We start from the raw sequence: 24,488 nt of genomic DNA on the forward strand, positions 1-24,488 counted from the left end.
CGTCAATGCGCCGCCGCGTCGCGGACACCCGGCGCGCCCCCCTTGCAGACCGACGGCGTCAGGGCTTCGACCGCGTCCCATTGCGACAGGAAGACCTGCCCGGTCAGGTGATCCAGCAGGTGGCTGCGCCGCAGCCGGTCCATCACCGGCCCCTTCACCTCGGACAAATGCAGCTGAACACCCATGTCGCGCAGACGCTCGTTCAGCGCCTCCAGCGTTTCCAGGGCGGACAGATCAACCGCGTTTACAGCCGGAAACATCAGCACCACGTTCCGGATCTCCGTATCCCCAGTGACGCGATCCAGCACCTTGTCCTCGAGATAGCGCGCATTGGCAAAATACAGGCTTTCATCGACGCGCATCGTCAGCAGCGCGGGATCGGTATGCACGTCATGGCGACGGATGTTGCGGAAATGCTGAGTTCCGGGGACCAGGCCGACCTCGGCGATATGCGGCCGCGAGGTGTGATAGAGATGCAGCAGGATCGAAAGAATGACGCCCGCCGACACGCCGGTTTCCACGCCGAATATCAGGGTCAGCAGGATCGTTCCCGCCACGGCGGAAAAATCGGCGCGGCTATAGGCCCAAGCGTGGCGCAGAATGCCGAAATCCACCAGCGACAGCACCGCCACGATGATGGTCGCGGCCAGCGTGGCGTTCGGCAGGTAATAGACCAGCGGCGTCAGGGCGATCGCGGCGATGGCCAGACCAAGCGCGGTAAAGGCACCTGCCGCGGGCGTTTCGGCCCCTGCATCGAAGTTCACGACCGAACGCGCGAACCCGCCCGTCACCGGATAGCCTCCGGTGAATCCCGCGCCGATATTGGCCATCCCAAGGCCGATCAGTTCCTGATCCGGATTGATGCGCTGACGTCTTTTGGCCGCCAGTGTCTGGGCGACGCTGATCGATTCCACGAAACCGATGATCGAGATCAGGATCGCCGGCACCACCAGCTGGCGCAGCAGTTCGGGCGACAGATCCGGCATGGTCAGCGGCGGCAGGCTTTGCGGCACGCTGCCGACGATGCTGACGCCACGCCCGTCCAGCCCAAGCACCCAGACCGCCAGCGTCGTGACGACAACCGCAGCAACCGGCCCCGCGCGCGTGGCGATGGTCGCCATGCCGTCCGACAGCCCGGCCCTTCTCAGCGCCGGTTTCAGCCCCTTTCGGACCCAGAACAGGAATCCCGTCGCAGCCACCCCGATCACCAGGGTGATCAGGTTCGTCTGCCCCAGATTCTCGATAAGCGAGGCGATCATTTCGGGCAGGTTGTCCCCGGACGCCTTCACCCCGAGGATATGTTTCAACTGGCTGGTCGCGATCAGGATGCCCGATGCGGTGATGAACCCTGCGATGACGGGATGGGACAGGAAATTGGCAATGAACCCCAGCCGGAACAACCCCAGCGCCAACAGGAAAAGCCCCGACAGCAACGCCAGCGTCAGGGCGGCAGCGGCATAACCTGCCGTGCCGCTTTGCGCGATCTGGCCGACCGCCGCAGCCGTCATCAGTGACACGACCGCCACCGGTCCGACCGCCAGGGCCCGCGAGGTTCCGAAGATCGCATACAGGATGATCGGCAGGATCGACGCATAGATCCCGGCCTCGGGCGGCAGCCCCGCCAGCATCGCATAGGCCAGCGATTGCGGAATCAGCATGATCGTGACGATCACCGCCGCGATCAGGTCGTTCTGCAACGCACCGCGATCATACTGCCGACCCCAGTCCAGGATCGGCAGAAAGCGGGCCATTCGTTTCATCTTGGTCCCTTTCGTCTGGAACGCCTGCCCTAGGCGTCCACGGCCAGCTTTTCGGGCTTGGCCATCCATTCATGGCCCTTCAGCATTCCGCGCCAATAGATCGGCGGCAGGATGCGTTCCTTCAGAAGCCACGCTGTCCGGGTCGGCCTTGTGCCGTCCACCAGCCACTTCGGGAATGATGGCAGCAGCTTGCCGCCATAGCCGAATTCGGCCAGCACGATCTTGCCGCGCTCGACCGTCAGCGGGCAGGATCCATAGCCGTCATATTGCGCCGTTGCCGAACGCCCGGCGATGTCGGCCGCGATATTTTCGGCGACGACCGGCGCCTGCTTGCGCGCCGCCGCCGCCGTCTTGGCGTTCGGCGCGTTCATCACATCACCCAGCGACCAGATATTGTCCCATTGCTTGTGACGCAGCGTGGCCTGATCGACATCCACCCAGCCAGCCTGATCAGCCAACGCCGAGACGCGGATGAAATCGGGCGCCGTCTGTGGGGGGCAGACATGGATCATGTCGAAATCCATCTCTACGGTGCTGGGTTCTGTGTCCGGGGCCTTCACCTCGAACGTGGCGCGCCTGCCCGGACCGTCGATCGCGATCAGGTTGTGAAAGAAGTCCAGCGACGCGTCGTATTTCCGGACATACTCCATCAGTGCCGGGACATATTCCTTGACCCCGAACAGCACGCCTCCGGCATTGCAGAAATGCACGTCGATATCCTTCAGCGCGCCTGCCCTGTGCCAGGCGTCGCAGGACAGATACATGGCCTTCTGCGGCGCGCCTGCGCATTTGATCGGCATCGGCGGCTGCGTGAAAATCGCCCGTCCCCGCCGGGTTTTCTGCACCAGCTCCCATGTGTAGGGAGCCAGATCATAGCGATAGTTCGAAGTGACGCCGTTGCGACCCAGCGTCTCGACCAGACCCTCGACCTTGTGCCAGTCCAGTTTCAATCCCGGACAGACGACCAGCCTGCGGTATTTCACGACCCGGCACCCATCCAGCAGCACGGCGCTGTCCTTGGGCTCGAACGCCGCGACGGCGGCCTTGATCCAGCGCACCCCCTTGGGGATAAGCCCGCCCATCACCTTGGCGGTTTCCTGAGGTTGGAAGACCCCGCCACCGACCATGGTCCAGCCCGGCTGATAGTAATGCACGTCGGCCGGTTCGATGATCGCGATGGATTGGTCCTTCACCCGCCCCAAGAGGCTGGCAGCGACCGCGATACCCGCAGCGCCGCCGCCCACGATGACGATGTCGAAACTGGCGTCGCCGGTGTCGGTCGGCGTGCGGCCGCCATTGACGATGCGCCGCACGACGCCGCCGATGTCGTGGCCTGCGCCCTTTGCAGCGGCAAGAAGATCGGCCGGCTGCCGGCGGCCGGCCTGTGAAAGCGCCCACAGCGTCGCGCTGCGCATCCCGCTGCGGCAATAGGCCAGCACCGGACCGGGCATTTCGTCCAGCGCAGATCCGAATTCCACCGCAGATTCGTCGCTGACCTTGCCCGACACGACCGGCAGATAGCGCGCCTCGATTCCTGCGGCACGCGCTGCCTGCTCGATCTCTTCGAAGCCCGGCTGATCACCGGATTCGCCATCGGGCCGGTTGCAGATGATCGCCCTTATGCCTTGCGCCTTCAGCGCGGGAATATCGGACACGGAGATCTGGGGGGCGACATAGACGCCCCCGTCGAGTTGGCGAAGTTGCATTGCGCGTTCCTTTTCTCCCTGTTGGTCTCAGAGACCGTTGACGGGCACTTTCAGCATCGGCCTGCCATCCTTGTCCTTCGGCACTTCCCCCGCACGCATGTTGACCTGCAGGGACGGGATGATCAGCTTGGGCATGTCCAGGGTCGCATCCCGTTCGGTGCGGAACTTGACGAATTCCTCTTTCGTCTTGCCGCCGCCGACATGGATGTTGTTGGCCTTTTCCTCGCCTACAGTGGTTTCCCACTGGATGTCGCGCCCGTTCGGACCATAGTCGTGGCACATGAACAGCCGCATCTCGTCGGGCAGCGACAGAACCTTCTGAATGCTGTCATACAGAACACCGGCGTCACCACCGGGAAAATCCGCCCGCGCCGATCCGCCATCGGGCATGAACAGCGTGTCGCCCACGAAGGCCGCGTCCCCGATCACATGGGTCATGCAGGCAGGCGTGTGACCCGGCGTGTGCATGGCAAATGCCTTCATGCCGCCGATCATGTAGGTATCGCCGTCCTTGAACAGCGCGTCGAACTGGCTGCCGTCGCGCTGGAATTCGGTTCCCTCGTTGAAGATCTTGCCGAATGTGTCCTGCACGATCAGGATATTCTCGCCGATACCGACCTTGCCGCCCAGACGATCCTGAATATAGGGCGCGGCGGACAGGTGGTCGGCATGGACATGGGTCTCGATGATCCATTCCAGCGTCAGTCCACGCTTTTTCACCTCGGCGATCAGCGCATCGGCGTGTTCATATGTGATCCGCCCGGCGGCATAGTCGATATCCATCACGGAATCGACGATCGCGCAGGCATCCGAAGCCGGATCCTTGACGATGTAACTGATCGTGTTGGTGGCCGGATCGAAATGCGCACTGACATCCGGGTGAACGGACATATCTGCCGAATAGTCGGTCATTGCGGGCCTCTCTTTCTTGCTCGGGCGCATTGCGCCTGAATGCACGTTTCCGGGATCGCAGCATGGCGCCCCGTCTCCACCCGATATTCATATTCAATGTTCAATATGTCAAGATCAGACTGACCGAGACAGGGTGTCGCAGCGCGGACGCGCCAAGATGGGCGCTTGACGCAGGCAAGGACGCGCGGCAAGCAGTCGCCATGATAGACTTGCGCCCAGTCGTCCATCCGATCGGAAAGATCGTCGTCGCTCTGGGCGCGGGAATGGCCTTGCCGATGGCGGTGGACTGGTGGCACGGAAACCCGCACTGGGCCGTTTTCCTGCAAACCGGAGTCCTGACCATCGTGGTCGGACTGCTGATGACGGTCGCCACGCGCGGGCGGCACGAATCGCTGAATATTCAGCAAGCCTTCCTGATTACGTCGGGTCTGTGGTTGGTGCTGCCCGTGTTCGGCGCCCTGCCCTTCATCCTGGGCGAACCGCAGGCATCCATTCCGGACGCGTATTTCGAGGCGATGTCCGGGGTTACGACAACCGGCACCACCGCGTTCCCTGACCTCGACAGCCTGCCCATGGGAACGCATCTGTGGCGGGCGATCCTGCAATGGTCCGGCGGTCTGGGAATCGTCGTCGTCGCGATGGTGTTCCTGCCGGTGATGAAGGTCGGTGGCATGCAATTCTTCCGGTCGGAAGGCTTCGACACGCTTGGCAAGGTGCTGCCGCGCGCAGGCGAAATCGCGGGCGAGATGACGCGCATCTATGTCCTGCTGACCGCCGCCTGCATCCTGACCTATATCGTTCTGGGCATGTCGGGATTCGACGCCGTCGTGCATGCGCTGACGACATGTTCCACCGGGGGATTCTCGAATTACGACGCCAGCTTCGGGGCCTATCTGGGTGCCCCGGAATGGGCGGCATCTGTGTTCATGGTCCTGGCCTCGATCCCGTTCATCCGCATGGTCCAGGCGATGCGCGGGAATTTCGTGCCGATCTGGCAGGACACGCAGGTCCGGGCCTATCTGCGCTGGATCTTCTATGCCTGCGCGATCATCGTCGTCTATCGGCTGCTTTACATGCATCAGGACATGCATCCGGTCGAAGTGGTGCGCGAGACGGTTTTCAACACCATCTCGACCTTCTCGGGCACCGGCTTCGCCTCGACCGACATGCTGGCCTGGGGGCATCTACCCTTCGCGCTGCTGATCGTCTGCGGGCTGATCGGCGGCTGCACGGGATCGACCGGGTGTTCGGTCAAGGTGTTCCGCTATCTGGTCCTGTTCCAGGCGGTGCGGGCGCAGGTGCGCCGGATGCATTCGCCGCACCGCGTCTATCCGCTGCGCTACGAGGGGCGGCCGCTGGACAAGGACGTGGTCGATTCGGTGATGGCGTTCTTCACGCTGTTCATGCTGTCCTTCGGGCTCTTGATCGTCGGCCTGTCGCTGACCGGCCTTCACCCCAAGACGGCCCTGACCGCGGCTTGGACAGCCATCGCAAATATCGGCCCCGCCTGGGGACCCGAGTTGACCGCGAACGGCTCGGTCGCCGAGTTCCCGACCTCGGCCAAGTGGATGATGATCTTCGGCATGTATCTGGGCAGGCTTGAACTGGTCTCGGTCCTGGTCCTGTTGCTGCCGCGTTTCTGGCGCAGCTAAAGCCGCTTTTCGAAGAAGACATCGGGATAGGGATCGTCATTGAACCGCGCGATCTGGGTCCAGCCGCTGTGTCGATACATCGCGACCGCCTCGGGCAGTCGGCTATTCGTGTCCAGAAGCAGACGGGTGACGCCCTGCGCGCGCGCCGCCGTCTCGATCGCCGCCATCAGGCGCCGCGCCAATCCAAGGCCGCGCGCGACTGGCGCGACCCAGACGCGCTTGACCTCGGCCGTGTCACCGCCATGCCCCTTCAGCCCGGCACATCCGACCGGCAGATCGTCGGACCACGCGATCAGGAACAGACCGCGCGGTGGCATCATGTCGCCCGCCTCGGGGTCGCAGGACAGGGACACGTCGAAGCCCTGATCGAAGCGGCGCGCAAGCTCTTCATAATATCGGCCAAGACAATGCAGGGCCGCGGGGGCGCGCGGATCCTCGGGCTTCAGCTCGATCCGGTCGCGCCCCAGCGCGGTCGCCACCAGATCCATCGCCTCAAGCAGGGTATCCGCGCGCTTGTGTCGTTCCAGCACGCAGCGCGCCTGTTCGTCGGACAACGCCTCGTAGGCCTTGAATTCGGCCTGCCCTGCGGATGTCAGGGTGACCACGCGCCGTCGCGCATCCTGTGGATCGGCACTTAGTTTTATCAGCCCTTCGGATTCCAGGCTGCGCAGCAGCCTGCTCATCAACCCGGTATCAAGCCCCAGATAGTCGCGGATCTCGGCGACCTCGCGCCGCCCCTTGCCGGCTGCGTTCAGCACCCGCGCCGCGCCAAGCGGACGGCCCCGCCCAAGGAACGACGCGTCCAGCGCCCCGACTTCCGTTGTGACGGCACGGCTGAATCGGCGAAAACGCCGGATCGGATCATCATGCATCGAAAGCCCCGAACAAATTTAGCTGACTTTAGTCAGCTAAATTTCCCCGGTGGATCGCCGATGTCAATCCACGGTCTGGGTCGGTGTCGCGGGTGCGGTCGCCGCAGCGTCGTTCGCCGCCGGCGCAACGCGGCTGAAACTGTCCGACAGCTCGGCCGCGATGCGCATCTGATCTTCTGCTTCGTTGGCGGGCCAGATCACGACGAAACCCTCGGCGCGGCCGTCGCGGACCCAGCCTTCTGCCAGACTGCGATGGTTTTCGTTGGCGCCTTCCAGCAGGATATGACCCCGTTCGATGGTGCGTTCGGGTTGCGGCACCCAGCCAAGCGCCGTCACCAGCCCTGACAGGTCCAGCAGCTCTTGCTGACCGCCGGGCTGGCTGAACAGGATCAGCGCCGCGCCCGAGCCGTCCTTCGGCCCATAGATCGACAAAGCCCGCTCTGCCCGGTCGAACTGCAGCTTGTCCATCGGCGCGTTGACCGAAAGTCCGGTCGCCTCATCCCGCAACGTGGTGAGACCCATCTCGCGCCGCCAGTCCTCGCGACGCTCGATCAACTTCTGCATCGCCGTGCCCTCGTCGGGCGAGACCCGCAATGCCGCCACCTCGCGTGCGATCGCCTCGCGGGTCACCGGCCCTGACTTGCCGTCGATCGCGCCATCATACCGGCCCGCCCAACGAAGGGCCCGCTGCACCTGATCCAGCGGCGGCATGGTGGCGGGCTGATCCGGCGCAGCCGGCAGATCGGGTGTCTCTCCCGGTTCGATCGCCGTGCCCATCTCGGCTGCATCCGAGGCAAAGGCGTCGCGCGGCAGATCGCCGCTGGCCTTGAACGCCCCAAGCCAACCCTGTGCCGCGGCAGGCTCCAACGGGCCAAGCGCGACCGAAAACCAGCCGCCCGGCAACGACCACAGCCCGGCATCGGGGAATTTCTCGCGCCATGTCCGCAACGCGGCCTCGGCATCGGTCCGTGATTGCAGCGATTGCAGGCGGATATAGCTGCCGGGCGGCGCAACATCGGCCTGGACGGTTACCTCTTCCGGGGACGCCGTTTCGGGCTCGGAATCGTCCTGCGCCGCACCATCGGTCGTCTCTTCGGCGTCGCTTTCGGATACGGCGTCTTCACCCTCGCCTTCGAACGGCGTCAGCGCGACCGATCCGCCCGGTACAGCCACGAAGCTGTCTTGCGGGATCTGCCGCGACGCCTTGAGTGCCGCCAGACGTGCCTCGGCCTCGTCCGGGCTCAGCGGTCCAAGACCGATCGCGACCCATCCGCGCGGCAGCGGAAACGTCACGACGTCATCGAACTGCGCGCCCCATGTCGCCGCCGCCTGTGCGGCCGCATCGCCGCCGCGCTTGGCTTCGATCCGGATCACCGCGTCCTGCGCGAACCCCGCGACCGGCAGGACCACCGCCAGCACCATGACACCCAAACGCCGCATTCCGCACTCCTTCCCGGCCCTGTCCGCCGGTCCTGCCCAGTGGGCCTTTATTGACCCTGTCCGATGCCGCGCCTAGAAGGCGCGAAAGCTTTGCCTGATCTACGCAAAAGGATGGCCCGATGACCAGCCCCAACCGACCCCGCAGCTTTCAGGAGATCATCCTGCGCCTGCAGACCTACTGGGCGGGTCAGGGCTGCGCGGTGCTGCAACCCTATGACATGGAAGTGGGCGCCGGCACGTTCCATCCGGCCACGACCCTGCGCGCGCTTGGCGGAAAAAGCTGGGCTGCGGCCTATGTCCAGCCGTCGCGCCGGCCCACCGATGGCCGCTACGGCGACAATCCCAACCGTCTGCAGCACTACTATCAGTATCAGGTCATCATCAAACCCAGTCCCGCGAACCTGCAAGAGCTGTATCTGGGCAGCCTGCGCGCCATCGGTCTGGACCCGATGGTTCACGACGTGCGCTTTGTCGAGGATGATTGGGAAAGCCCGACGCTTGGCGCCTGGGGCCTGGGATGGGAAGTCTGGTGCGACGGGATGGAAGTCAGCCAGTTCACCTATTTCCAGCAGGTCGGCGGCCACGATTGCAAACCGGTCTCGGGCGAGCTGACCTACGGGCTTGAACGACTGGCAATGTATGTGCTGGGGGCCGAACATGTGATGGACATGCCCTTCAACGACCCCGACGCGGCCATTCCGCTCAGCTATGGTGACATCTTTCGCCAGACCGAACAGGAATATTCGCGCTGGAACTTCGATCAGGCCGACACCGACACGCTGTTTCAGCATTTCAAGGATGCCGAGGCCGAGTGCGCCCGCATCATCGCCGCCGCCGACACCGACAGCGCCGGCCGGCGCATCCCGATGGCGCATCCGGCCTATGATCAGTGCATCAAGGCCAGCCACATCTTCAACCTGCTGGACGCGCGCGGGGTCATCAGCGTGACCGAGCGGCAGGCCTATATCGGCCGCGTCCGTGCGCTGGCGAAATCCTGTGCGGACCTGTTCCTGACCACCGATGCCGCTGGGGCGACAGCGTGAACTGGGGCAAGATCGCCACGATCGCGCTGGTGCTGGCCTCCGTCGGGGCGGGGGCCGGGGTCTGGTATGCGCAGGAATACGGCTTCTATGACCGGATCGAGGATGGCACCCCGGAATCGGTCGTGCTGATCCAGACATCGGACGGGCCGGTCCGGCTGGACATGATCGGCTTCGACGGGATCGACGCCGACAGCTCGCCCATCCGCTGGCGCGCCTGTTTCCGCATCGAGGGCGAATGGCCCGACGACGCGGTGCCCTTCGACGGTGCCACCCCCCTGAACGGCCCGAACTGGTTCGATTGCTATGACGCCGCGCAGATCGGCGCCGACCTGGAGCGCGGCGCCGCACGCGCCGTCCTCAGCCAGTCCGAGATCCGGCCCGATGTGGACCGCGTTCTTGCGGTTTATCCCGACGGCCGCGCCTATGGCTGGCACCAATTCAACGACAAGACCCCGGAACGCGGAGTGATGGACTGATGCCCGATTTGCTGATCGAACTCTTCAGCGAGGAAATCCCCGCCCGCATGCAGGCCCGCGCCGCCGACGACCTGAAGCGGCTGATCACCGATGGGTTGGTCGAGGCCGGGCTGACCTATGCCAGCGCGGGCGCGTTCAGCACCCCGCGCCGGCTGACGCTGGCGGTCGAGGGGCTGACGGCAGGCAGCCCCACCACGCGCGAGGAACGCAAGGGTCCGCGCACCGACGCGCCCGAAAAGGCGCTGGAAGGGTTTCTGCGGTCCACCGGGCTGAGCCGCGATCAGCTTGAGGTCCGCGACGACAAGAAGGGCCAGGTCTGGTTCGCCACCATCGAAAAACCCGGCCGCCCCGCCGCCGAAATCGTGGCAGAGATTCTGGACGGCACGATCCGCAACTTCCCCTGGCCCAAATCCATGCGCTGGGGCACGGGCGTCCTGCGCTGGGTCCGCCCGCTGCATTCGATCCTGTGCATCCTCAGCGACGAATCCGGCGCGACCGTCGTGCCACTGACGGTCGAGGGCATCACCGCAGGCGACAGCACCCGCGGGCATCGCTTCATGGCGCCGGATGCCTTCACCGTCACCGGCTTCGACGATTACGCCGCCAAGCTGCGCCGCGCCCGCGTCATGCTGGACCCCGCGGAACGGCGCGAGGCGATCCGCAGCCAGGCCGACAACCTAGCCTTCGCGCGGGGCTGGGAAATCGTCGCGGATGACGGGTTGGTGTCCGAGGTCGCGGGCCTTGTCGAATGGCCGGTGCCGCTGATGGGCGTGATCGAGGACCGCTTTCTGGACCTGCCGCCCGAGGTGCTGCAGACCTCGATGAAGGAGCACCAGAAATTCTTCTCGGCCCGCAACCCGAAGACCGGCCGGATCGAAGGCTTTGTCACCGTCGCCAACATCGAAACACAGGATGATGGCGCGACGATCCTGGCCGGCAACCAGCGTGTGCTGGCCGCCCGCCTGTCGGATGCCGCCTTCTTCTGGGAAAACGACCTGCGCGAGGCAAAATCGGGCATGCAGGCCTGGGCCGAGGGCCTGAAATCGGTGACCTTCCACAACAAGCTGGGCAGCCAGGCCGACCGCATCGCCCGCATCGCCGCGCTTTCCCGCGAGATCGCGCCATTGGTCGGTGCCGATCCCGATCAGGCCGAACAGGGCGCGAAGCTGGCCAAGCTGGACCTGCGCAGCGCCATGGTCGGCGAGTTTCCGGAACTGCAGGGGATCATGGGCCGCTACTATGCGCTGGCTGCGGGCGAGCCGGAGGCAGTGGCGGACGCCGCAAGCGACCATTACTCGCCGCTTGGGCCTTCGGACACGGTGCCGACCGCGCCGGTCTCGGTCGCTGTCGCCCTGGCGGACAAGATCGACACGCTGACCGGGTTCTGGGCGATTGACGAGAAGCCGACAGGATCGAAGGATCCCTATGCGCTGCGTCGTTCGGCGTTGGGGGTTATTCGGCTGATTACTGCGAATATAGCATCCTTGTCGCTTAGGCGCACAATTAGCAATTCGTTGTCTGCAACGTGGTACGAGCCACGTCTAGCCTTCGACATAGGCGTCAGCAGCGTAACGCCGTTGGCCGCCGCGAAAGACTGGACACAACTCGTCACAATTGACGACGGCAACGACGAAATTCACTATTCGATGAATTTTCCGGACTTTAAACGGGCGCTTCTGGAGAATCGCGTGACCGAAATGGGGCAAATCTGGTTCGAGAACCAGTTAAACGATCCGCTTCAGGACGATGAACGTAAGGTTTCCGGAGATGGTCGACTGGAAAAGACTACAGAAGACCTCCTTGCCTTCCTCCACGACCGCCTGAAGGTCCATCTCCGCGACCAGGGCATCCGCCACGACATTATCGACGCCGTCCTCGCCCAGCCCGGCAATGACGATCTGGTGCAGGTCGTCAATCGCGCCACCGCGCTGAACGACATGCTGGCGACCGAGGATGGAAAGAACCTGACCCAGGGCCTCAAGCGCGCCAGCAATATCCTGTCGCAGGCCGAGGAAAAGGACGGCGTCGAATACAGCTTTGGTGCGGATGCGAAATTCGCGGAAACCGACGAGGAACGCGCGCTGTTCGCCGCGCTGGACACCGCCGAACCGGCGATCAGGAAAGCCATGGCCGCTGAGGATTTCCCTGCCGCGATGGCCGCCATCGCCGGTCTGCGCGCGCCTATCGACGCCTTCTTCGATGCGGTTCAGGTCAACAGCGACAATCAGATCCTGCGCCGCAACCGCCTGAACCTGCTGTCGCGGATCCGCGATGCCGGCCGCCAGATTGCGGATTTCGGTCGGATTCAGGACTGACGGGCTGAAAAACACCCCGTCGGGCACGCGGAAGACAAACCCCGCGCCGTCAGGCGCTGATCGTGTCGCGCCGCCTTTTGGCGGCGCGTCCATATGGTTGATCAGGCGCCTTGGTAGATCTCGACCAGCTTGGCCAGCATGTCCAGCGCATCCTCGCGCGACCGCTGGAAGCTGTTGCGCCCGATGATCGATCCGTTGCCACCGCCGTCGCGGATCGCCCGCGCGTCGTCATAGACTGCGTCCGCACCCTTGGCCGCCCCGCCCGAGAACACCACGATCCGGCGCCCGCCGAAGCTTGCGTCCATGCAGTGCCGCACGCGGGCGGCCTGGGACGCGATGTCGATGGCCTTGTCCTCGTAGACCTTCTTGGCCTCGGGCAGCATCAGGTGGTCTGTGGACAGCTTGATCTTGATGATATGGGCGCCGATCAGCGCCGCGATCTGGGCCGCATAGGCCGCGATGTCGATGGCGGTTTCGCCGTCCTTGGTGATCGCCTCGCCGCGCGGATAGGACCAGATCACCGTCGCCACGCCCTTGGCGGCGGCCTCGCGGCGCATCTCGACGATCTCTTCGAACATGTCCAGCGCCATGTCCGACCCCGGATAGATGGTAAAGCCGATCGCCGCGCAGCCAAGTCGCAGCGCGTCATCGACGCTGGCAGTGATCGCCTGGTTCTTGCCCGCCGTATTCGACATCAGGCTGTTGGCGCTGTTCACCTTGAGGATCGTCGGGATCTGGCCGGCAAAGCTGTCGGCACCGGCCTCGATCATCCCCAGCGGCGCGGCATAGGCGTTCAGCCCCGCGTCGATCGCCAGCTGATAGTGGTAATGCGGATCATAGCCTGCAGGGTTAGGGGCAAAGCTGCGCGCCGGGCCATGCTCGAACCCCTGATCGACGGGCAGGATGATCATCTTGCCGGTTCCGGCCAGCTTGCCGGTCATCAGCATCCGCGCAAGCTGCGCCTTCACCCCCGGCGTCTCGCCCTCGTAATTGGCCAGAATCCGCCGCACCGTATCGGTCATCTGCATGGATAACATCTCCTCTGTGTTGGCGTTTCCATAGCATGCACATGGCCGGTGACAACGCTGTTGACGCTAACAAAACCCCCGCATCTTCCACCGCTTTCGGAATCCGCGCACCGCCCTGATCCGCGTCCGGCGATTCATAAAACCTTAACCATTAATGGATCGTCTTAAGCGGGTTTATATGCCTAGCTGAATATGAGGGCTTATTTCGAAAGGAGATATGATGATTAGCAATTCGTCCCTCGGGCATTTCCAACTGCCGTTGTTCGGCCTTCAGGCGAACGCTTCGGCGACCGATATCGGCGCCGATCAGCGCAGCGTATTCCTGCGACCGATCACCGCTGTCGGGGCAACCACCGAACTGCCCGCAGCCGAGGTCGTCCAGCCCGGCGAAAAGAAGACGGCACCGATGGCTTTCGACAAGTGGATGGACACGGTGCTAATCTACCGGAACGCCGCGCTGCGCAACGAGGCCCGTCAGGCCGAGGCTGATGGCGCGCCCCCGGTGTCGCCCCAGGATGGTCTCGGCGGCGATCAGGCCACGATCGAACCGCCCACCACCGAAAAGAGCACAGCGGCCGCAGACGGCGAAGACGCGCCTTCGCAGGACGACGTGTCATCGGATCCGCAGCCAAGCGGCAATGGGGGATTGTTGAAGCTGTTGCTTGGCTGATCCGAGGCACGGACATGAACAAGGGGCGGATAGCGCCGCCCCTTTCTTGTGATCGCTCTGACCGCGCGCGGCAGCGAACCGGCTCGCGGCGGTCAGTCGTGCAGGGCCGCGACGCCGGGAAGTTCCTTTCCTTCCATCCATTCAAGAAAGGCACCGCCTGCTGTCGAGATGAACGTGAAATCAGCCGCCGCGCCCGCCTTGTTCAGCGCCGCAACGGTGTCACCGCCGCCAGCGACCGAAATCAGCCCGTGTTCGCGGGTCAGGCGCGCGGCCTCTTGCGCGGCGGCGTTGGTCGCGCGATCGAAGGGTTCGATCTCGAACGCCCCCAGCGGCCCGTTCCAGATCAGGGTCTTGCAGACTTCCATGGCACCTTTCAGCGCCTCGACCGTGTCAGGTCCGGCGTCCAGGATCATCGCATCGGCTGGACACCGATCGACCGGCAGCACCTCGTTTGCGGCGCCTGCCTTGAATTCCCGTGCCACCACGATGTCCAGCGGCAGGTGGACCGCACATCCGCCAGCCTCGGCCTTCTCCATGATCGCCCGTGCGGTGTCCGCCATGTCGCGTTCGGCCAGCGATTTGCCGACCTCGACGCCCTTGGCCACCAGGAAGGTGTTGGCCATGCCGCCGCCGATCACCAGATGATCGACCTTCGCGACCAGGTTCATCAGCAGGTCCAGCTTTGTCGAAACCTTGGCTCCGCCGACAACGGCCATGACCGGACGCTGCGGCGTTCCCAGCGCGGCGTCCAGCGCCTTCAGTTCGGCCTCCATCAAACGCCCCGCCCCCGAAGGCAGCAGCCGTGCCAGACCTTCGGTCGAGGCATGGGCGCGATGCGCAGCCGAAAACGCATCGTTGACATAGGCGCCCCCCAGCGCGGCCATCGAGGCGGCGAATGTCGGATCGTTCTGTTCCTCGCCCGCGTGGAAGCGGGTATTTTCCAGCAATGCGACATCGCCCTGCTGCAACCCGGCAACCGCACGCTTGGCCGGTCCGCCGATGCAGTCATCGGCGAAAACCACTTCCTGCCCCAGCGCCTGTTCCAGCGCAGGCACGATCTGCTTCAGGCTCATGCTGTCGACGCGCTTGCCCTTGGGGCGGTCGAAATGCGCCAGAAGCACCGGAATACCGCCCTTTTTCTGAATATCCTTGACGGTGGGCACGATCTTTTCGATCCGGGTTGCGTCGGTGACGCGGCCATCCTCGACCGGCACGTTCACGTCCACGCGTGTCAGGACGACCTTCCCGTCCAGATCCATGTCGTCGATTGTCTTGAACTGGGCCATGTCGCGTCCTCTTCCGGCTGTTGGGCGTCGCCTCGCGCTTGTCCCGCATGGCGCACGCGGCGTCAACTGCCGCCGCTTCCTGACGCGGGCGTGATCCCGCCGTGACGCGGTTGCGCGTTGCCCTTGGCCGCAAGAGACCCTAGACCTTGGCCAAAACGTGGCAAAGGAGGGCCGCATGGCCGAGATCAAGGATCCCGAGAATACCATCATCATCGAACTGAAGGACGGCCCCGTCGTGGTCGAACTGCTGTCCGACGTCGCGCCGAAGCATGCCGAGCGGATGAAGCAGCTTGCCCGCGCAGGCAAATACGACAATGTCGCCTTTCACCGGGTCATCGACGGCTTCATGGCGCAGACCGGCGATGTCGAACACGCCAACATGGAAAAGGACTACAATCCGGGCCGCGCCGGCACCGGCGGGTCCGATCTGCCCGATCTGCCGGCCGAATTCTCGAAGCTGCCGCATGATCGCGGCACGCTGGGTGCGGCGCGATCGCAGAACCCCAACAGCGCCAACAGCCAGTTCTTCATCAACTTCAAGGACAACCATTTCCTGAACGGCCAGTACACGGTCTATGGCCGCGTCCTTGAAGGTATGGAGCATGTGGACAAGATCATGCGCGGCGAGCCGCCCGCGAATCCGGACCGGATGATTTCGGTCAAGGTCGCCGCCGATGCGTAATCTGGCCCTGATCCCCGCATTCCTGGCGCTGGGTACCGGCGCGGCATTCGCCCAGGTTGCAGCGCCGCAGCACGAGGACGGCCCCGGCCCGAACATGGTCATCCAGATCGCCGACGCCGAAGGCAACGACAAGGGCACCATCACGCTGGACCTGTTGGCCGACAAGGCCCCGCAGCATGTCGAACGCCTTGTCGAACTGGCCGAGGCCGGCGCCTATGACGGCGTGGTGTTCCACCGTGTCATCGACGGGTTCATGGCGCAGACGGGCGACGTTCAGCACGGCAAGCAGGGCGGCGATACGTCGATGGCCGGCACCGGCGGATCCGACATGCCGGACCTGCCGGCCGAGTTCAGTGATGTGTCATTCCAGGCCGGCACCGTCGGCATGGCCCGCTCGCAGGACCCCAACAGTGCCAACAGCCAGTTCTTCATCGACCTGGCCCCGGCCACGTTCCTTGACGGGCAGTATACCGTCGTCGGTCAGCTGATCGACGGCTGGGATGTGCTGACCGCGATCAAGAAGGGCGATTCCGCACAGAACGGCGCGGTCACGGCACCCGACTATATGGCGAAGGTCACCATCGCCGAATAAACCGCTGCTTCGGCTGCGAAAAAGACAAGTCGAAGGGGCCCCTTGCGGGGCCTTTTCGCACTTGCGGCGTGACGGTGAGCGCGCCTATCCTGCGCCACCATGGATATCAGCAACCCCAGCGACGTTACAGAAATCACCCCATCGGCGCGAATCGACACCTCGCGTCATGGCTGGCGCGCGAAATGTCTGCAAAGGTTGATACGGATGGACCTGCCGGTCCCGCGCAGCCACGCGATTTCGGGCGATGGCGTGCAGGCGATCGCGGCCGGCCAGGCGGTTCCCATCGACGCGTTCAAGGGTTTGTTTGACAGCCGCGACGGTCTGGTCGGTGTGCGGCCCTCGGCGGTGACACCGGAATGGGGCGGCCCGGGAACGGTTCTGAATGTCGGGATCAACGACAGGATTCATGCCCGTCTTGCGGCACGGATCGGCCCGGAGAACGCCGATGCCATCTATCTGAATTTCGTGCAAAGCTATGCGATCCACATCGCCCGGCTTGACCCCGACATGTTCGCGCAGGAGGGCAAGGGCGCCTTGGCGGACGCCTTGCGCTGCTATTGCGACGAAATGGACGAGGAGTTCCCGCAAGACCCCTATCTGCAACTGGCAGGCGTCCTGAGATCCATGGCGCGCGCATGGGAGGGCCCGACCGCGCGGCTTCTGCGGCAGGCCAAGGGCGCGCCGGCGGATGCGCCGCTGGGACTGGTCGTGCAGGAAATGGCGCTGGCAATGGGGCCCGGACTGTCGGGTTCGGGCAGCATCCAGTTCATCGATTCGGTGACGGGGACACCGCGTGTCACCGGGCGGTTCCGCGGTCAGCACCATGGTGGCGCAGTCGGTCGCGACGCCGAGACGCTGTATCTGACGCGCGATCAGCGCGGCCCCTCGCTGGAGGAGGTCGCACCTGGCATCTTCGCCGATCTGGTCCGTTTCGGGGTCGCTGCGCGCGAACGCCTGCGCGAGGAAATGCAGATCGAGTTCGTCGTGACCGAAGGGCGCATTTCGATCATCGACGCAGTTCGCGTCCAACGCAGTTCCCGTGCCAGTGTGCGAATCGCCGTGGCATTGGCCCGCGACGGGGTGATCCCCGAAGACGAGGCGGTGATGCGTGTCGAACCCCGCGCCCTGACCGACCTGCTGCACCATCAGGTCGACCCTCGGGCACCGCGGGATCTGATCACGCGCGGCATCAATGCCAGTCCGGGTGCGGCGACAGGGCGGATCGTCTTCAATGCGGCGACGGCCCAGGCCTCGGCATCGCGGGGTGAACCCTGCGTGCTGGTTCGGCGCGAAACCGTTCCCGAGGATATTCGCGGCATGCACGCGTCAGTCGCCGTGCTGACCGAACGTGGCGGCACCACCAGCCACGCGGCGGTGATCGCCCGCGGGCTTGGCCTACCCTGCATCGTCGGCGCATCAGGGCTGGTGATAGACAGCCGCCGCCGGACCATGCAGGCGGGTGGGCGGACATTCCGCGAGGGCGAGGAAATCACCATCGACGGCACATCCGGCGAGGTGCTGGCGGGGGCCGCGACCTTGCTTGAACCGGCGCTGGACGATGCGTTCACGCAATTGCTGGAATGGGCGGACGCGGCCGGCGGCATCGGCGTGCGCGCCAATGCCGACACCCCCGAGGACGCACGCACCGCCCGCAATTTCAGTGCGCAGGGCATCGGTCTGTGCCGCACCGAGCACATGTTCTTCGACGCCGACCGCCTGCCCGCCATGCGAGAGATGATCTTTGCGGACACGCCCGAAGACCGGCGTCTTTCGCTGGAACGTATCCTGCCGATGCAGCGCAAGGACTTTACCGCGCTGTTCGAGATCATGGCGGGCCTGCCTGTCACGATCCGGCTGTTCGACCCGCCACTGCACGAGTTTCTGCCCCATGATCGCGAGGGGCTGCGCGAACTGGCGGAATCGCTGGACCTGCCCCTGTCGGATGTGACGCGGCGCGTGGATGCCTTGTCCGAGTTCAACCCGATGCTGGGCATGCGCGGTGTCCGACTGGGGATCACCGTGCCCGAGATCTATGACATGCAGGCCCGGGCGATCTTCGAGGCCACGGTCGAAGCCAGCCGCAAGGGCGATCCGGTCGTGCCCGAGATCATGATCCCGCTGGTCAGCGCCATGCGCGAGGTCGAACTGGTCAAGAACCGCGTCGATGCGGTGGCAGCGGCCGTGCGGAACGAACGGCACAGCAGCTTCACCTATCGCCTGGGGGTGATGGTCGAAACCCCGCGCGCGGCGCTGCGCGCAGGCGACATCGCCGCGCATTCGGCGTTCCTGTCCTTCGGCACGAATGACCTGACGCAGATGACCTACGGTCTGTCCCGCGATGACGCAGGACGCTTCATGGGCACCTATGTCGGACAGGGCGTATATGCCGAAGACCCGTTCCACGTCCTTGACCGCGACGGTGTGGGCGAGTTGCTGTTGACGGGCGCGCAGCGCGCGCGCCAGCAAAGTCCGGGCATCACGATTTCGGTCTGCGGCGAACATGGCGGCAATCCCGAATCGATCGGCTTCTGCCACGAGGCTGGTTTCGACTATGTCTCGTGCTCGCCATTCAGAGTGCCGGTCGCGCGCCTTGCCGCGGCACAGTCGGCGATCCGGGCGCGGCGCGAAGAGCGCTAGTCAGCCGTGACCTGCGATTCGCTGATCCCGCCCGGACAAACAACCTCAAGTTGCTGATTTTCGGTCCGAAACGGTCCTTTTCAAACCGCATCTTGCCGTTTCTCGCCGGTTGGACCGAAACGGCTCGGCAGAAAACCGCCGGAAAACTGGTTAACGCTGGGTTAGCCGGGTTTGTCTTGCCGAGGTCGTGGAATTCTCGTTCCTGAAAATCCTAGACATCTCGCTGATCTTGGTTCCGGGCCACCTGCTCGCGGTCGCGGCGCCATTCACAACCTGTCAACGAGATCCGTTTATAGGACCACACATGAAAACGCTGCTTTCGCGGCTGGCGCTGATCTGCCTCAGCACCGCCGCTGCCACCATTGCCATCACGAACAGCGCCTCTGCCGGGGGGAACGGGTCGCTGTTTTCGACCGATGCCCAGATGTTCGCCGCCGCGTCGAATCCGATGGATCTGCCGCGACCGAAACCGCTTCTATACACAGGTGCCGAACCTGTGAAGATCGAAAACGGACCCGAGCAGGTGTTTCTTGCCCGTTCGACCCCGCGCTACTCGAACGAGGATCTGGGGTGCCTTGCCGAGGCGCTGTATCACGAGGCGCGCGGAGAGGGCAGCAAGGGCCAGGCCGCCGTCGCCGAGGTTATCCTGAACCGCGTGGACAGCCGCGCCTTCCCGCCGACGGTCTGCGGCGTGGTGAACCAGCCCAGCCAGTTCAGCTATACGATCGGCGGGCGCAAGGCGATCCGCAACAAGGCGGCCTACATGCGGGCTCGTGCGATCGCCGAGGCAGCGCTGTCGGGGGCACCCCGCGTGCTGACCAGTGGCGCGACCTATTTCCACACCCCTGCGGTTCGCCCGGCATGGTCGCATCGCTTCCAGCGGACCGTCCAGATCGGGCGCCACATCTTCTATCGCCGCGGTCAACGCGTCGCATCAAACTGATCCAACTCGGGCTTGTCAGCCACCTTTTTTTGAGGTGAATGACCGTCATGGAAAAGCCCGACCGCATTCATCTGCGCGATCACGTCCTGTCGGCCGAGATCGGTGCGTTTCAATCGGAACGCGGCCGCGTGCAGCGGCTGAGATTCACAATCAGTGTGGATCTTGCCGATGCCGTCAGCGGATCGGACGATCAGGTCGATCGCATCCTGTCGTATGATGTGCTGACGCAGGCCGTGGATACGGCGCTGTCTGATCGCAGATATGCGCTTGTCGAGACATTGGCCGAAAAGATTGCGGCCGAGATTCTGGCACATCCCGCAGCTGCCCGCGTCGAGGTCAGCGTCGAGAAACTGGATCGCGGTCCGGGTGCGCTTGGCATCACCATCAGCCGCGATGCCCCCCGCGTGGCAGCGACGCCCCCGGACCTGCCCTGCGAGTTGATGGTCTGGCGCGCGCCGACAGAGTTGCCGCGGGGTGCCGTAGTCATCCTGCCCGCCATCCACGATCCTGCCCCGCCGTCCACCAGCATCGCGCGTCGCCGGATCGCCCTGCTGACGCTGGATCAGGCGGCATGGGCCTTGGCCGAGCGGATCGGGCTTGAGATCGCCGAAACTCGCACTGAACTTGACGCTGCCATCCACGATCGCCGCCCAGTGATCTGGGCGCCCGCGCGGCTTGCAGCCGACGATGCCGCCGCCGGCGAGACGGCGGAAACCATCGCCTTCTGGCTGGCCGCGCGGATGCCGGTTCGGCGGATCGCCTTCTCACTGGCGGAACCCGATCCGCTGCCCGTGGCGCCGGATGGGCTGGCCGTCACGATCTGCCGCGCATGATCCAAGTTGTCCGATGACTGAAGACCGTCCCTATTTTCGTCCCGTTCCGTCGTCCCATGGTGGTCGTTGGCCGCTGGCCGGGGGATCGGTGCGATTTTCACATCTTGAACGGCTGCAGCGCGGCCACGCGCCACAGATCGTCGATGACGCCCCGACCGAGGTGATTGCCGCGCTGACAGCGCCGCGTCGCCCGTTGCTGGGCCTGACGCTGGACCGGCCACGGCTTATGGGAATCGTGAACGCGACGCCGGACAGCTTTTCGGATGGCGGCGCGTATGACCCGCTTGCACAAGCTGCGTCGCTTGCGGACGCTGGCGCGGATATTCTGGATATCGGCGGGGAATCCACCCGCCCCGGTGCGGTCGAGGTTTCGGTGGACGACGAAATCGCCCGCATCAGTCCCGTCATCCGCGCGCTTGCCGGTCGGACACCGGTTTCCGTGGACACGCGCAAGGCCCAAGTTGCGCGCGCCGCGCTGGCGGACGGCGCGATGATGGTCAACGACGTTTCTGGATTCGACTTCGATCCGGGCCTTGCGGGGGTCGTCGCGGCGGCCGATGTGCCGGTCTGCCTGATGCATGCCCAGGGCCTGCCCCAGACGATGCAGGACGATCCGCGATACGACGACGTTCTCTTGGACATCTACGATGCGTTGCAGGCGCGGATCACGCGCGCCGAAAGCTTTGGCATCGTTCGGTCACAAATCGTGATCGATCCGGGCATCGGTTTCGGAAAGACGCTGGCGCATAATCTGGCGATCTTGCAGCGGATCTCGCTGTATCACGGTTTGGGATGCCCGATCCTTCTGGGCGTGTCGCGAAAGCGGTTCATAGGAACTGTCGGCGGGGCCGAGACCGCCGCAGACCGGTCGCCCGGAACCCTTGCACTGACGCTGGCCGCGGTGGCGCAGGGCGTGCAGCTGCATCGGGTCCACGACGTGGCCGAGATCGCGCAGGGATTGCGGCTTTGGCAGGCCGTCAACAAGAATGACGAGGCACAAGAATGAGCAGAAAGCTTTTCGGAACAGACGGGGTGCGCGGGCGCGCGAACAGCCATCCTATGACGGCGGAAATGGCATTGAGGCTGGGTGCCGCGGCAGGGCGCTTCTTTCGCCGCGACGGGCGCAATCGGCATCGCGTGGTGATCGGCAAGGACACAAGGCTGTCGGGCTACATGCTGGAAAACGCACTGACGGCGGGTTTGACCAGCACCGGCATGAACGTGCTGCTGCTGGGGCCGGTGCCAACGCCGGCGGTCGGCTATCTGACCCGGTCGATGCGGGCGGATCTGGGCATCATGATCTCGGCCAGCCACAACCCGGCCGAGGATAACGGCATCAAGTTCTTCGGCCCTGATGGTTTCAAACTGTCCGATCATGCCGAGACCGAAATCGAGGCGATCGTCGAAGGACAGATTGACCCTGCCCAGCCCCGCAATATCGGCCGCGCCAAGCGGATCGACGACGGGCGCGGCCGGTATGTCGAATATGCCAAGACGACGTTCCCCGCGGGTCAGCGGCTGGACGGGCTGAAGGTGGTTGTGGACTGCGCCAACGGCGCAGCCTATCGCGCCGCCCCCGAGGTCTTGTGGGAACTGGGTGCCGATGTGATCCCCTTGGGGGTCGAGCCAGACGGTTTCAACATCAATGATGGCGTCGGCTCGACCCATCCCGGCGCCTGCGCGGCGGCGGTGCTGGAACACGGCGCCCATCTGGGCATCAGCCTGGATGGCGATGCCGACCGGGTCGTGATCATCGACGAGACGGGCCGGCTGGCCGATGGCGACCAGATCATGGCGCTGCTGGCGGCGCGGTGGGCAGCGCAGGGGCGACTGAAGGGCGACGCGCTGGTCGCGACGGTGATGTCCAATCTTGGCCTTGAACATTTCCTTCAGGGGCGCGGCTTGCGCCTGGAGCGGACCCGCGTCGGAGATCGCTATGTGGTCGAACGCATGCGCGAGGCAGGCTTCAACCTTGGCGGCGAACAGTCGGGACATATCGTGATGACCGACTATGCCACGACCGGCGACGGGCTGATCGCGGCGATGCAGTTCCTGGCCGCGATGTCCGACACCGGCATGAAGGCCAGCCAATTGGCCAGCCAGTTCGATCCGGTGCCGCAACTGCTGAAGAATGTTCGCTACGCCGCCGGGGCGGACCCGTTGTCGGTCGATGCGGTCCGCGCGGTGATCGCCGACGCAGAACTGCGGCTGGCCGGTTCCGGCCGGGTGCTGATCCGCAAGTCGGGAACCGAGCCGCTGATCCGCGTCATGGCCGAGGCCGAGGACGAGACGGTGCTGCACGAGGTCGTCGACGGCATCGTCGCGGCGGTCGAACAGGCCGCCTGAGCCGCGTCGGGTCCATCAGTGCCGATGGACCACATCTTCGCGTGGATCAGCACTGCGCCGAGACCGGATCATGGTCATAGATCCAGTCGAATCGCGATATCAGCCGGGTGGGCGCCACCCGTCCGGCCAACCGCAGCACCGCGTGGGCGGCAAGCCGCCTGGATCCCGTCAGATGATAGTTTCGCGCGTTGGCGTTCGCGGCCTCGACGACGCGGCTGACGCGCGGCCTGCGCAGCGCCTGGAACCTGACAAGCGCGGAGTCCTGATCGGTCCCGGCGTCAAGGCAGGCCGCCAGGGTCCACGCATCCTCGATGGCCAAGGCCGCGCCCTGCGCCATGAACGGTAGGGTCGGATGGGCCGCGTCACCGATCAGGACGCATCTTCCGTCCTGCCAGACCGGCGCGACCGGATGGCGGAACAGCCCCCAGACATGAACCTTGTTCACCGCCGCAAGCCAGCGCGGCACAGGTCCCCCGAAGCCTGCGAATGCCGCCCGCAGATTGGCCGGATCGTCAGCATGCGACCAGCCTTCCGCTTGCCAGTCATGCCGCTCCTGCACAGCGACGATATTGCGTCTGCCTTCGGCCAGCGGATAGCTGACCAGATGTCGGCGCGGACCCATGAAGATCTCCGCTACCGGGTCTGGGTTATCATCTGGAATGACGGCGCGCCACGCGGTTTGATGGGTGAAGAAGGGAACTTCCCGACCGTTCAGATGGCGTCGGATCACGCTGTGCAACCCGTCCGCACCGACGACCAGCGCGTCGTCCGGAGGCTCGGATATAGGCGTGTCCAGAAGAATGCGAACACCGGCCCGACGCGCGGCGGCCTCCAGCACCGCAATCAGTCGCGCCCGATGGACAAGTCGGAACTGCGCCTGCGGGCGATGCCCGACCAGATCCAGCCTGACGACCCCTGCCCCGGTGGCATCGCGCAGTTGGACCGCGCGGCTGCGCAAGGACACGGCTTCGACCGCCTGTTGCAGATCCAGCACCTGCAGGACGCGCATCGCGTTGGGCGAAAGCTGGAGCCCGGCCCCAACCTCTTTGATCGCGGGCGCACGTTCAAGCACGGTCACGCTGGCCCCGCGACGGGTCAAGGCGATTGCCGTCGTCAACCCGCCGATCCCGGCACCGACAATGGTGACCCGCCTGCCCTTCAACGCACCGCGGTTCATCAGCGGGCCTCGTCGGTACGACAATGGAAAGGCCCGCCGATCACACGGATCGACGGGCCGTTTGCAAAGCCCGTGCCAGATGTTGCGGGCGTTGCAAGCTGTCTGTGACACATGGTCG

General features: G+C 64.7%; 20 protein-coding genes. 12 read left to right on the forward strand and 8 right to left on the reverse strand.

Going from position 1 to position 24,488, the window contains the following annotated elements; genetic code table 11:
• Positions 1-2 precede the first annotated feature (2 nt).
• Genes MU516_RS05395 through MU516_RS05405 form a run of 3 tightly spaced genes read right to left on the reverse strand, consistent with a single transcriptional unit; the run spans position 3 to position 4,378 of the window.
• On the reverse strand, positions 3-1,760 hold the full coding sequence (locus MU516_RS05395; RefSeq protein WP_260276195.1) for a SulP family inorganic anion transporter: 1,758 nt from the start codon (positions 1,758-1,760) through the stop codon (positions 3-5).
• A 29-nt stretch (positions 1,761-1,789) separates the two neighbouring features.
• On the reverse strand, positions 1,790-3,466 hold the full coding sequence (locus MU516_RS05400; RefSeq protein WP_260276196.1) for a bifunctional protein tyrosine phosphatase family protein/NAD(P)/FAD-dependent oxidoreductase: 1,677 nt from the start codon (positions 3,464-3,466) through the stop codon (positions 1,790-1,792).
• Between the two features lie 27 nt (positions 3,467-3,493).
• On the reverse strand, positions 3,494-4,378 hold the full coding sequence (locus MU516_RS05405) for an MBL fold metallo-hydrolase (protein WP_260276197.1): 885 nt from the start codon (positions 4,376-4,378) through the stop codon (positions 3,494-3,496).
• Positions 4,379-4,578: 200 nt separating this feature from the next.
• Here MU516_RS05405 and MU516_RS05410 point away from each other — a divergent pair, with 200 nt between their 5' ends.
• Positions 4,579-6,030: a TrkH family potassium uptake protein gene (locus MU516_RS05410; protein ID WP_260276198.1), complete on the forward strand. Its 1,452-nt coding sequence runs from the start codon at positions 4,579-4,581 to the stop codon at positions 6,028-6,030.
• Here the strand turns inward: MU516_RS05410 and MU516_RS05415 are convergent.
• Together MU516_RS05415 and MU516_RS05420 are read right to left on the reverse strand one after the other, a co-directional pair.
• Positions 6,027-6,902 (reverse strand): bifunctional helix-turn-helix transcriptional regulator/GNAT family N-acetyltransferase, encoded by an 876-nt coding sequence (locus MU516_RS05415; RefSeq protein WP_260276199.1) that lies wholly within the window; start codon positions 6,900-6,902, stop codon positions 6,027-6,029. The genes MU516_RS05410 and MU516_RS05415 overlap by 4 nt on opposite strands.
• Before the next feature lie 63 nt (positions 6,903-6,965).
• Entirely contained in the window at positions 6,966-8,342 is a 1,377-nt protein-coding gene (locus MU516_RS05420; protein WP_260276200.1) for a peptidoglycan-binding domain-containing protein, read from the reverse strand.
• A 119-nt stretch (positions 8,343-8,461) separates the two neighbouring features.
• Between MU516_RS05420 and MU516_RS05425 the strand changes: the two genes are divergently transcribed.
• The 3 genes from MU516_RS05425 to glyS are packed head-to-tail and all read left to right on the forward strand — an operon-like array spanning position 8,462 to position 12,176.
• Positions 8,462-9,385 (forward strand): glycine--tRNA ligase subunit alpha, encoded by a 924-nt coding sequence (locus MU516_RS05425; RefSeq protein WP_260276201.1) that lies wholly within the window; start codon positions 8,462-8,464, stop codon positions 9,383-9,385.
• The gene (locus MU516_RS05430; RefSeq protein ID WP_260276202.1) at positions 9,382-9,861 is read left to right on the forward strand and encodes a DUF6446 family protein; all 480 of its coding nucleotides are present in this window, start codon (positions 9,382-9,384) and stop codon (positions 9,859-9,861) included. Before MU516_RS05425 ends, MU516_RS05430 begins: the two co-directional genes overlap by 4 nt.
• On the forward strand, positions 9,861-12,176 hold the full coding sequence (gene glyS, locus MU516_RS05435; RefSeq protein ID WP_260276203.1) for a glycine--tRNA ligase subunit beta: 2,316 nt from the start codon (positions 9,861-9,863) through the stop codon (positions 12,174-12,176). Before MU516_RS05430 ends, glyS begins: the two co-directional genes overlap by 1 nt.
• A 101-nt stretch (positions 12,177-12,277) precedes the next feature.
• Here the strand turns inward: glyS and MU516_RS05440 are convergent, their stop codons facing one another.
• Positions 12,278-13,204 carry a class I fructose-bisphosphate aldolase gene (locus tag MU516_RS05440; protein WP_260276204.1) on the reverse strand — a complete coding sequence of 309 codons (927 nt, stop codon included), beginning with the start codon at positions 13,202-13,204 and terminating at the stop codon, positions 12,278-12,280.
• A 220-nt stretch (positions 13,205-13,424) separates the two neighbouring features.
• Between MU516_RS05440 and MU516_RS05445 the strand changes: the two genes are divergently transcribed.
• Positions 13,425-13,874 (forward strand): hypothetical protein, encoded by a 450-nt coding sequence (locus MU516_RS05445; protein ID WP_260276205.1) that lies wholly within the window; start codon positions 13,425-13,427, stop codon positions 13,872-13,874.
• A 92-nt stretch (positions 13,875-13,966) separates the two neighbouring features.
• On the opposite strand, the gene MU516_RS05450 is transcribed toward MU516_RS05445, so the two are convergent.
• Positions 13,967-15,160, reverse strand: a complete 1,194-nt coding sequence (locus MU516_RS05450) for a phosphoglycerate kinase (RefSeq protein WP_260276206.1) — start codon at positions 15,158-15,160, stop codon at positions 13,967-13,969.
• 175 nt (positions 15,161-15,335) lie between these two features.
• On the opposite strand from MU516_RS05450, the gene MU516_RS05455 reads away from it, so the two are divergent.
• From MU516_RS05455 to glmM, 7 genes are all read left to right on the forward strand, one after another.
• Positions 15,336-15,842: a peptidylprolyl isomerase gene (locus MU516_RS05455; RefSeq protein WP_260276207.1), complete on the forward strand. Its 507-nt coding sequence runs from the start codon at positions 15,336-15,338 to the stop codon at positions 15,840-15,842.
• Positions 15,835-16,434, forward strand: a complete 600-nt coding sequence (locus MU516_RS05460; RefSeq protein ID WP_425606809.1) for a peptidylprolyl isomerase — start codon at positions 15,835-15,837, stop codon at positions 16,432-16,434. The genes MU516_RS05455 and MU516_RS05460 overlap by 8 nt, the downstream gene beginning before the upstream one ends.
• A gap of 99 nt (positions 16,435-16,533) precedes the next feature.
• Positions 16,534-19,071, forward strand: a complete 2,538-nt coding sequence (locus MU516_RS05465) for a pyruvate, phosphate dikinase (protein ID WP_260276208.1) — start codon at positions 16,534-16,536, stop codon at positions 19,069-19,071.
• 304 nt (positions 19,072-19,375) lie between these two features.
• Positions 19,376-20,014, forward strand: a complete 639-nt coding sequence (locus MU516_RS05470; RefSeq protein WP_247740166.1) for a cell wall hydrolase — start codon at positions 19,376-19,378, stop codon at positions 20,012-20,014.
• A gap of 47 nt (positions 20,015-20,061) precedes the next feature.
• Positions 20,062-20,847: a dihydroneopterin aldolase gene (locus MU516_RS05475; RefSeq protein WP_260276209.1), complete on the forward strand. Its 786-nt coding sequence runs from the start codon at positions 20,062-20,064 to the stop codon at positions 20,845-20,847.
• 13 nt (positions 20,848-20,860) lie between these two features.
• On the forward strand, positions 20,861-21,853 hold the full coding sequence (folP, locus tag MU516_RS05480; RefSeq protein ID WP_260276210.1) for a dihydropteroate synthase: 993 nt from the start codon (positions 20,861-20,863) through the stop codon (positions 21,851-21,853).
• A complete protein-coding gene (gene glmM, locus MU516_RS05485; protein ID WP_260276211.1) occupies positions 21,850-23,193 on the forward strand; it encodes a phosphoglucosamine mutase in 1,344 nt (447 codons plus the stop codon). The genes folP and glmM overlap by 4 nt, the downstream gene beginning before the upstream one ends.
• A 46-nt stretch (positions 23,194-23,239) precedes the next feature.
• Here the strand turns inward: glmM and MU516_RS05490 are convergent, their stop codons facing one another.
• The gene (locus MU516_RS05490) at positions 23,240-24,370 is read right to left on the reverse strand and encodes an FAD-dependent oxidoreductase (protein ID WP_260276212.1); all 1,131 of its coding nucleotides are present in this window, start codon (positions 24,368-24,370) and stop codon (positions 23,240-23,242) included.
• Between the last annotated feature and the right edge of the window lie 118 nt (positions 24,371-24,488).

Origin of the sequence: Paracoccus maritimus (assembly GCF_025195095.1) — a bacterium.
GTDB classification, from domain to species: Bacteria; Pseudomonadota; Alphaproteobacteria; order Rhodobacterales; family Rhodobacteraceae; genus Paracoccus; species Paracoccus maritimus.

Coding starts and splice junctions, on each gene's coding strand:
- MU516_RS05395 (WP_260276195.1), bottom strand. CDS start 1,760: ATGAAACGAATGGCCCGCTTTCTGCCGATCCTGGACTGGGGTCGGCAG.
- MU516_RS05400 (WP_260276196.1), bottom strand. CDS start 3,466: ATGCAACTTCGCCAACTCGACGGGGGCGTCTATGTCGCCCCCCAGATC.
- MU516_RS05405 (WP_260276197.1), bottom strand. CDS start 4,378: ATGACCGACTATTCGGCAGATATGTCCGTTCACCCGGATGTCAGTGCG.
- MU516_RS05410 (WP_260276198.1), top strand. CDS start 4,579: ATGATAGACTTGCGCCCAGTCGTCCATCCGATCGGAAAGATCGTCGTC.
- MU516_RS05415 (WP_260276199.1), bottom strand. CDS start 6,902: ATGCATGATGATCCGATCCGGCGTTTTCGCCGATTCAGCCGTGCCGTC.
- MU516_RS05420 (WP_260276200.1), bottom strand. CDS start 8,342: ATGCGGCGTTTGGGTGTCATGGTGCTGGCGGTGGTCCTGCCGGTCGCG.
- MU516_RS05425 (WP_260276201.1), top strand. CDS start 8,462: ATGACCAGCCCCAACCGACCCCGCAGCTTTCAGGAGATCATCCTGCGC.
- glyS (WP_260276203.1), top strand. CDS start 9,861: ATGCCCGATTTGCTGATCGAACTCTTCAGCGAGGAAATCCCCGCCCGC.
- MU516_RS05440 (WP_260276204.1), bottom strand. CDS start 13,204: ATGCAGATGACCGATACGGTGCGGCGGATTCTGGCCAATTACGAGGGC.
- MU516_RS05445 (WP_260276205.1), top strand. CDS start 13,425: ATGATTAGCAATTCGTCCCTCGGGCATTTCCAACTGCCGTTGTTCGGC.
- MU516_RS05450 (WP_260276206.1), bottom strand. CDS start 15,160: ATGGCCCAGTTCAAGACAATCGACGACATGGATCTGGACGGGAAGGTC.
- MU516_RS05455 (WP_260276207.1), top strand. CDS start 15,336: ATGGCCGAGATCAAGGATCCCGAGAATACCATCATCATCGAACTGAAG.
- MU516_RS05460 (WP_425606809.1), top strand. CDS start 15,835: ATGCGTAATCTGGCCCTGATCCCCGCATTCCTGGCGCTGGGTACCGGC.
- MU516_RS05465 (WP_260276208.1), top strand. CDS start 16,534: ATGGATATCAGCAACCCCAGCGACGTTACAGAAATCACCCCATCGGCG.
- MU516_RS05470 (WP_247740166.1), top strand. CDS start 19,376: ATGAAAACGCTGCTTTCGCGGCTGGCGCTGATCTGCCTCAGCACCGCC.
- MU516_RS05475 (WP_260276209.1), top strand. CDS start 20,062: ATGGAAAAGCCCGACCGCATTCATCTGCGCGATCACGTCCTGTCGGCC.
- folP (WP_260276210.1), top strand. CDS start 20,861: ATGACTGAAGACCGTCCCTATTTTCGTCCCGTTCCGTCGTCCCATGGT.
- glmM (WP_260276211.1), top strand. CDS start 21,850: ATGAGCAGAAAGCTTTTCGGAACAGACGGGGTGCGCGGGCGCGCGAAC.
- MU516_RS05490 (WP_260276212.1), bottom strand. CDS start 24,370: ATGAACCGCGGTGCGTTGAAGGGCAGGCGGGTCACCATTGTCGGTGCC.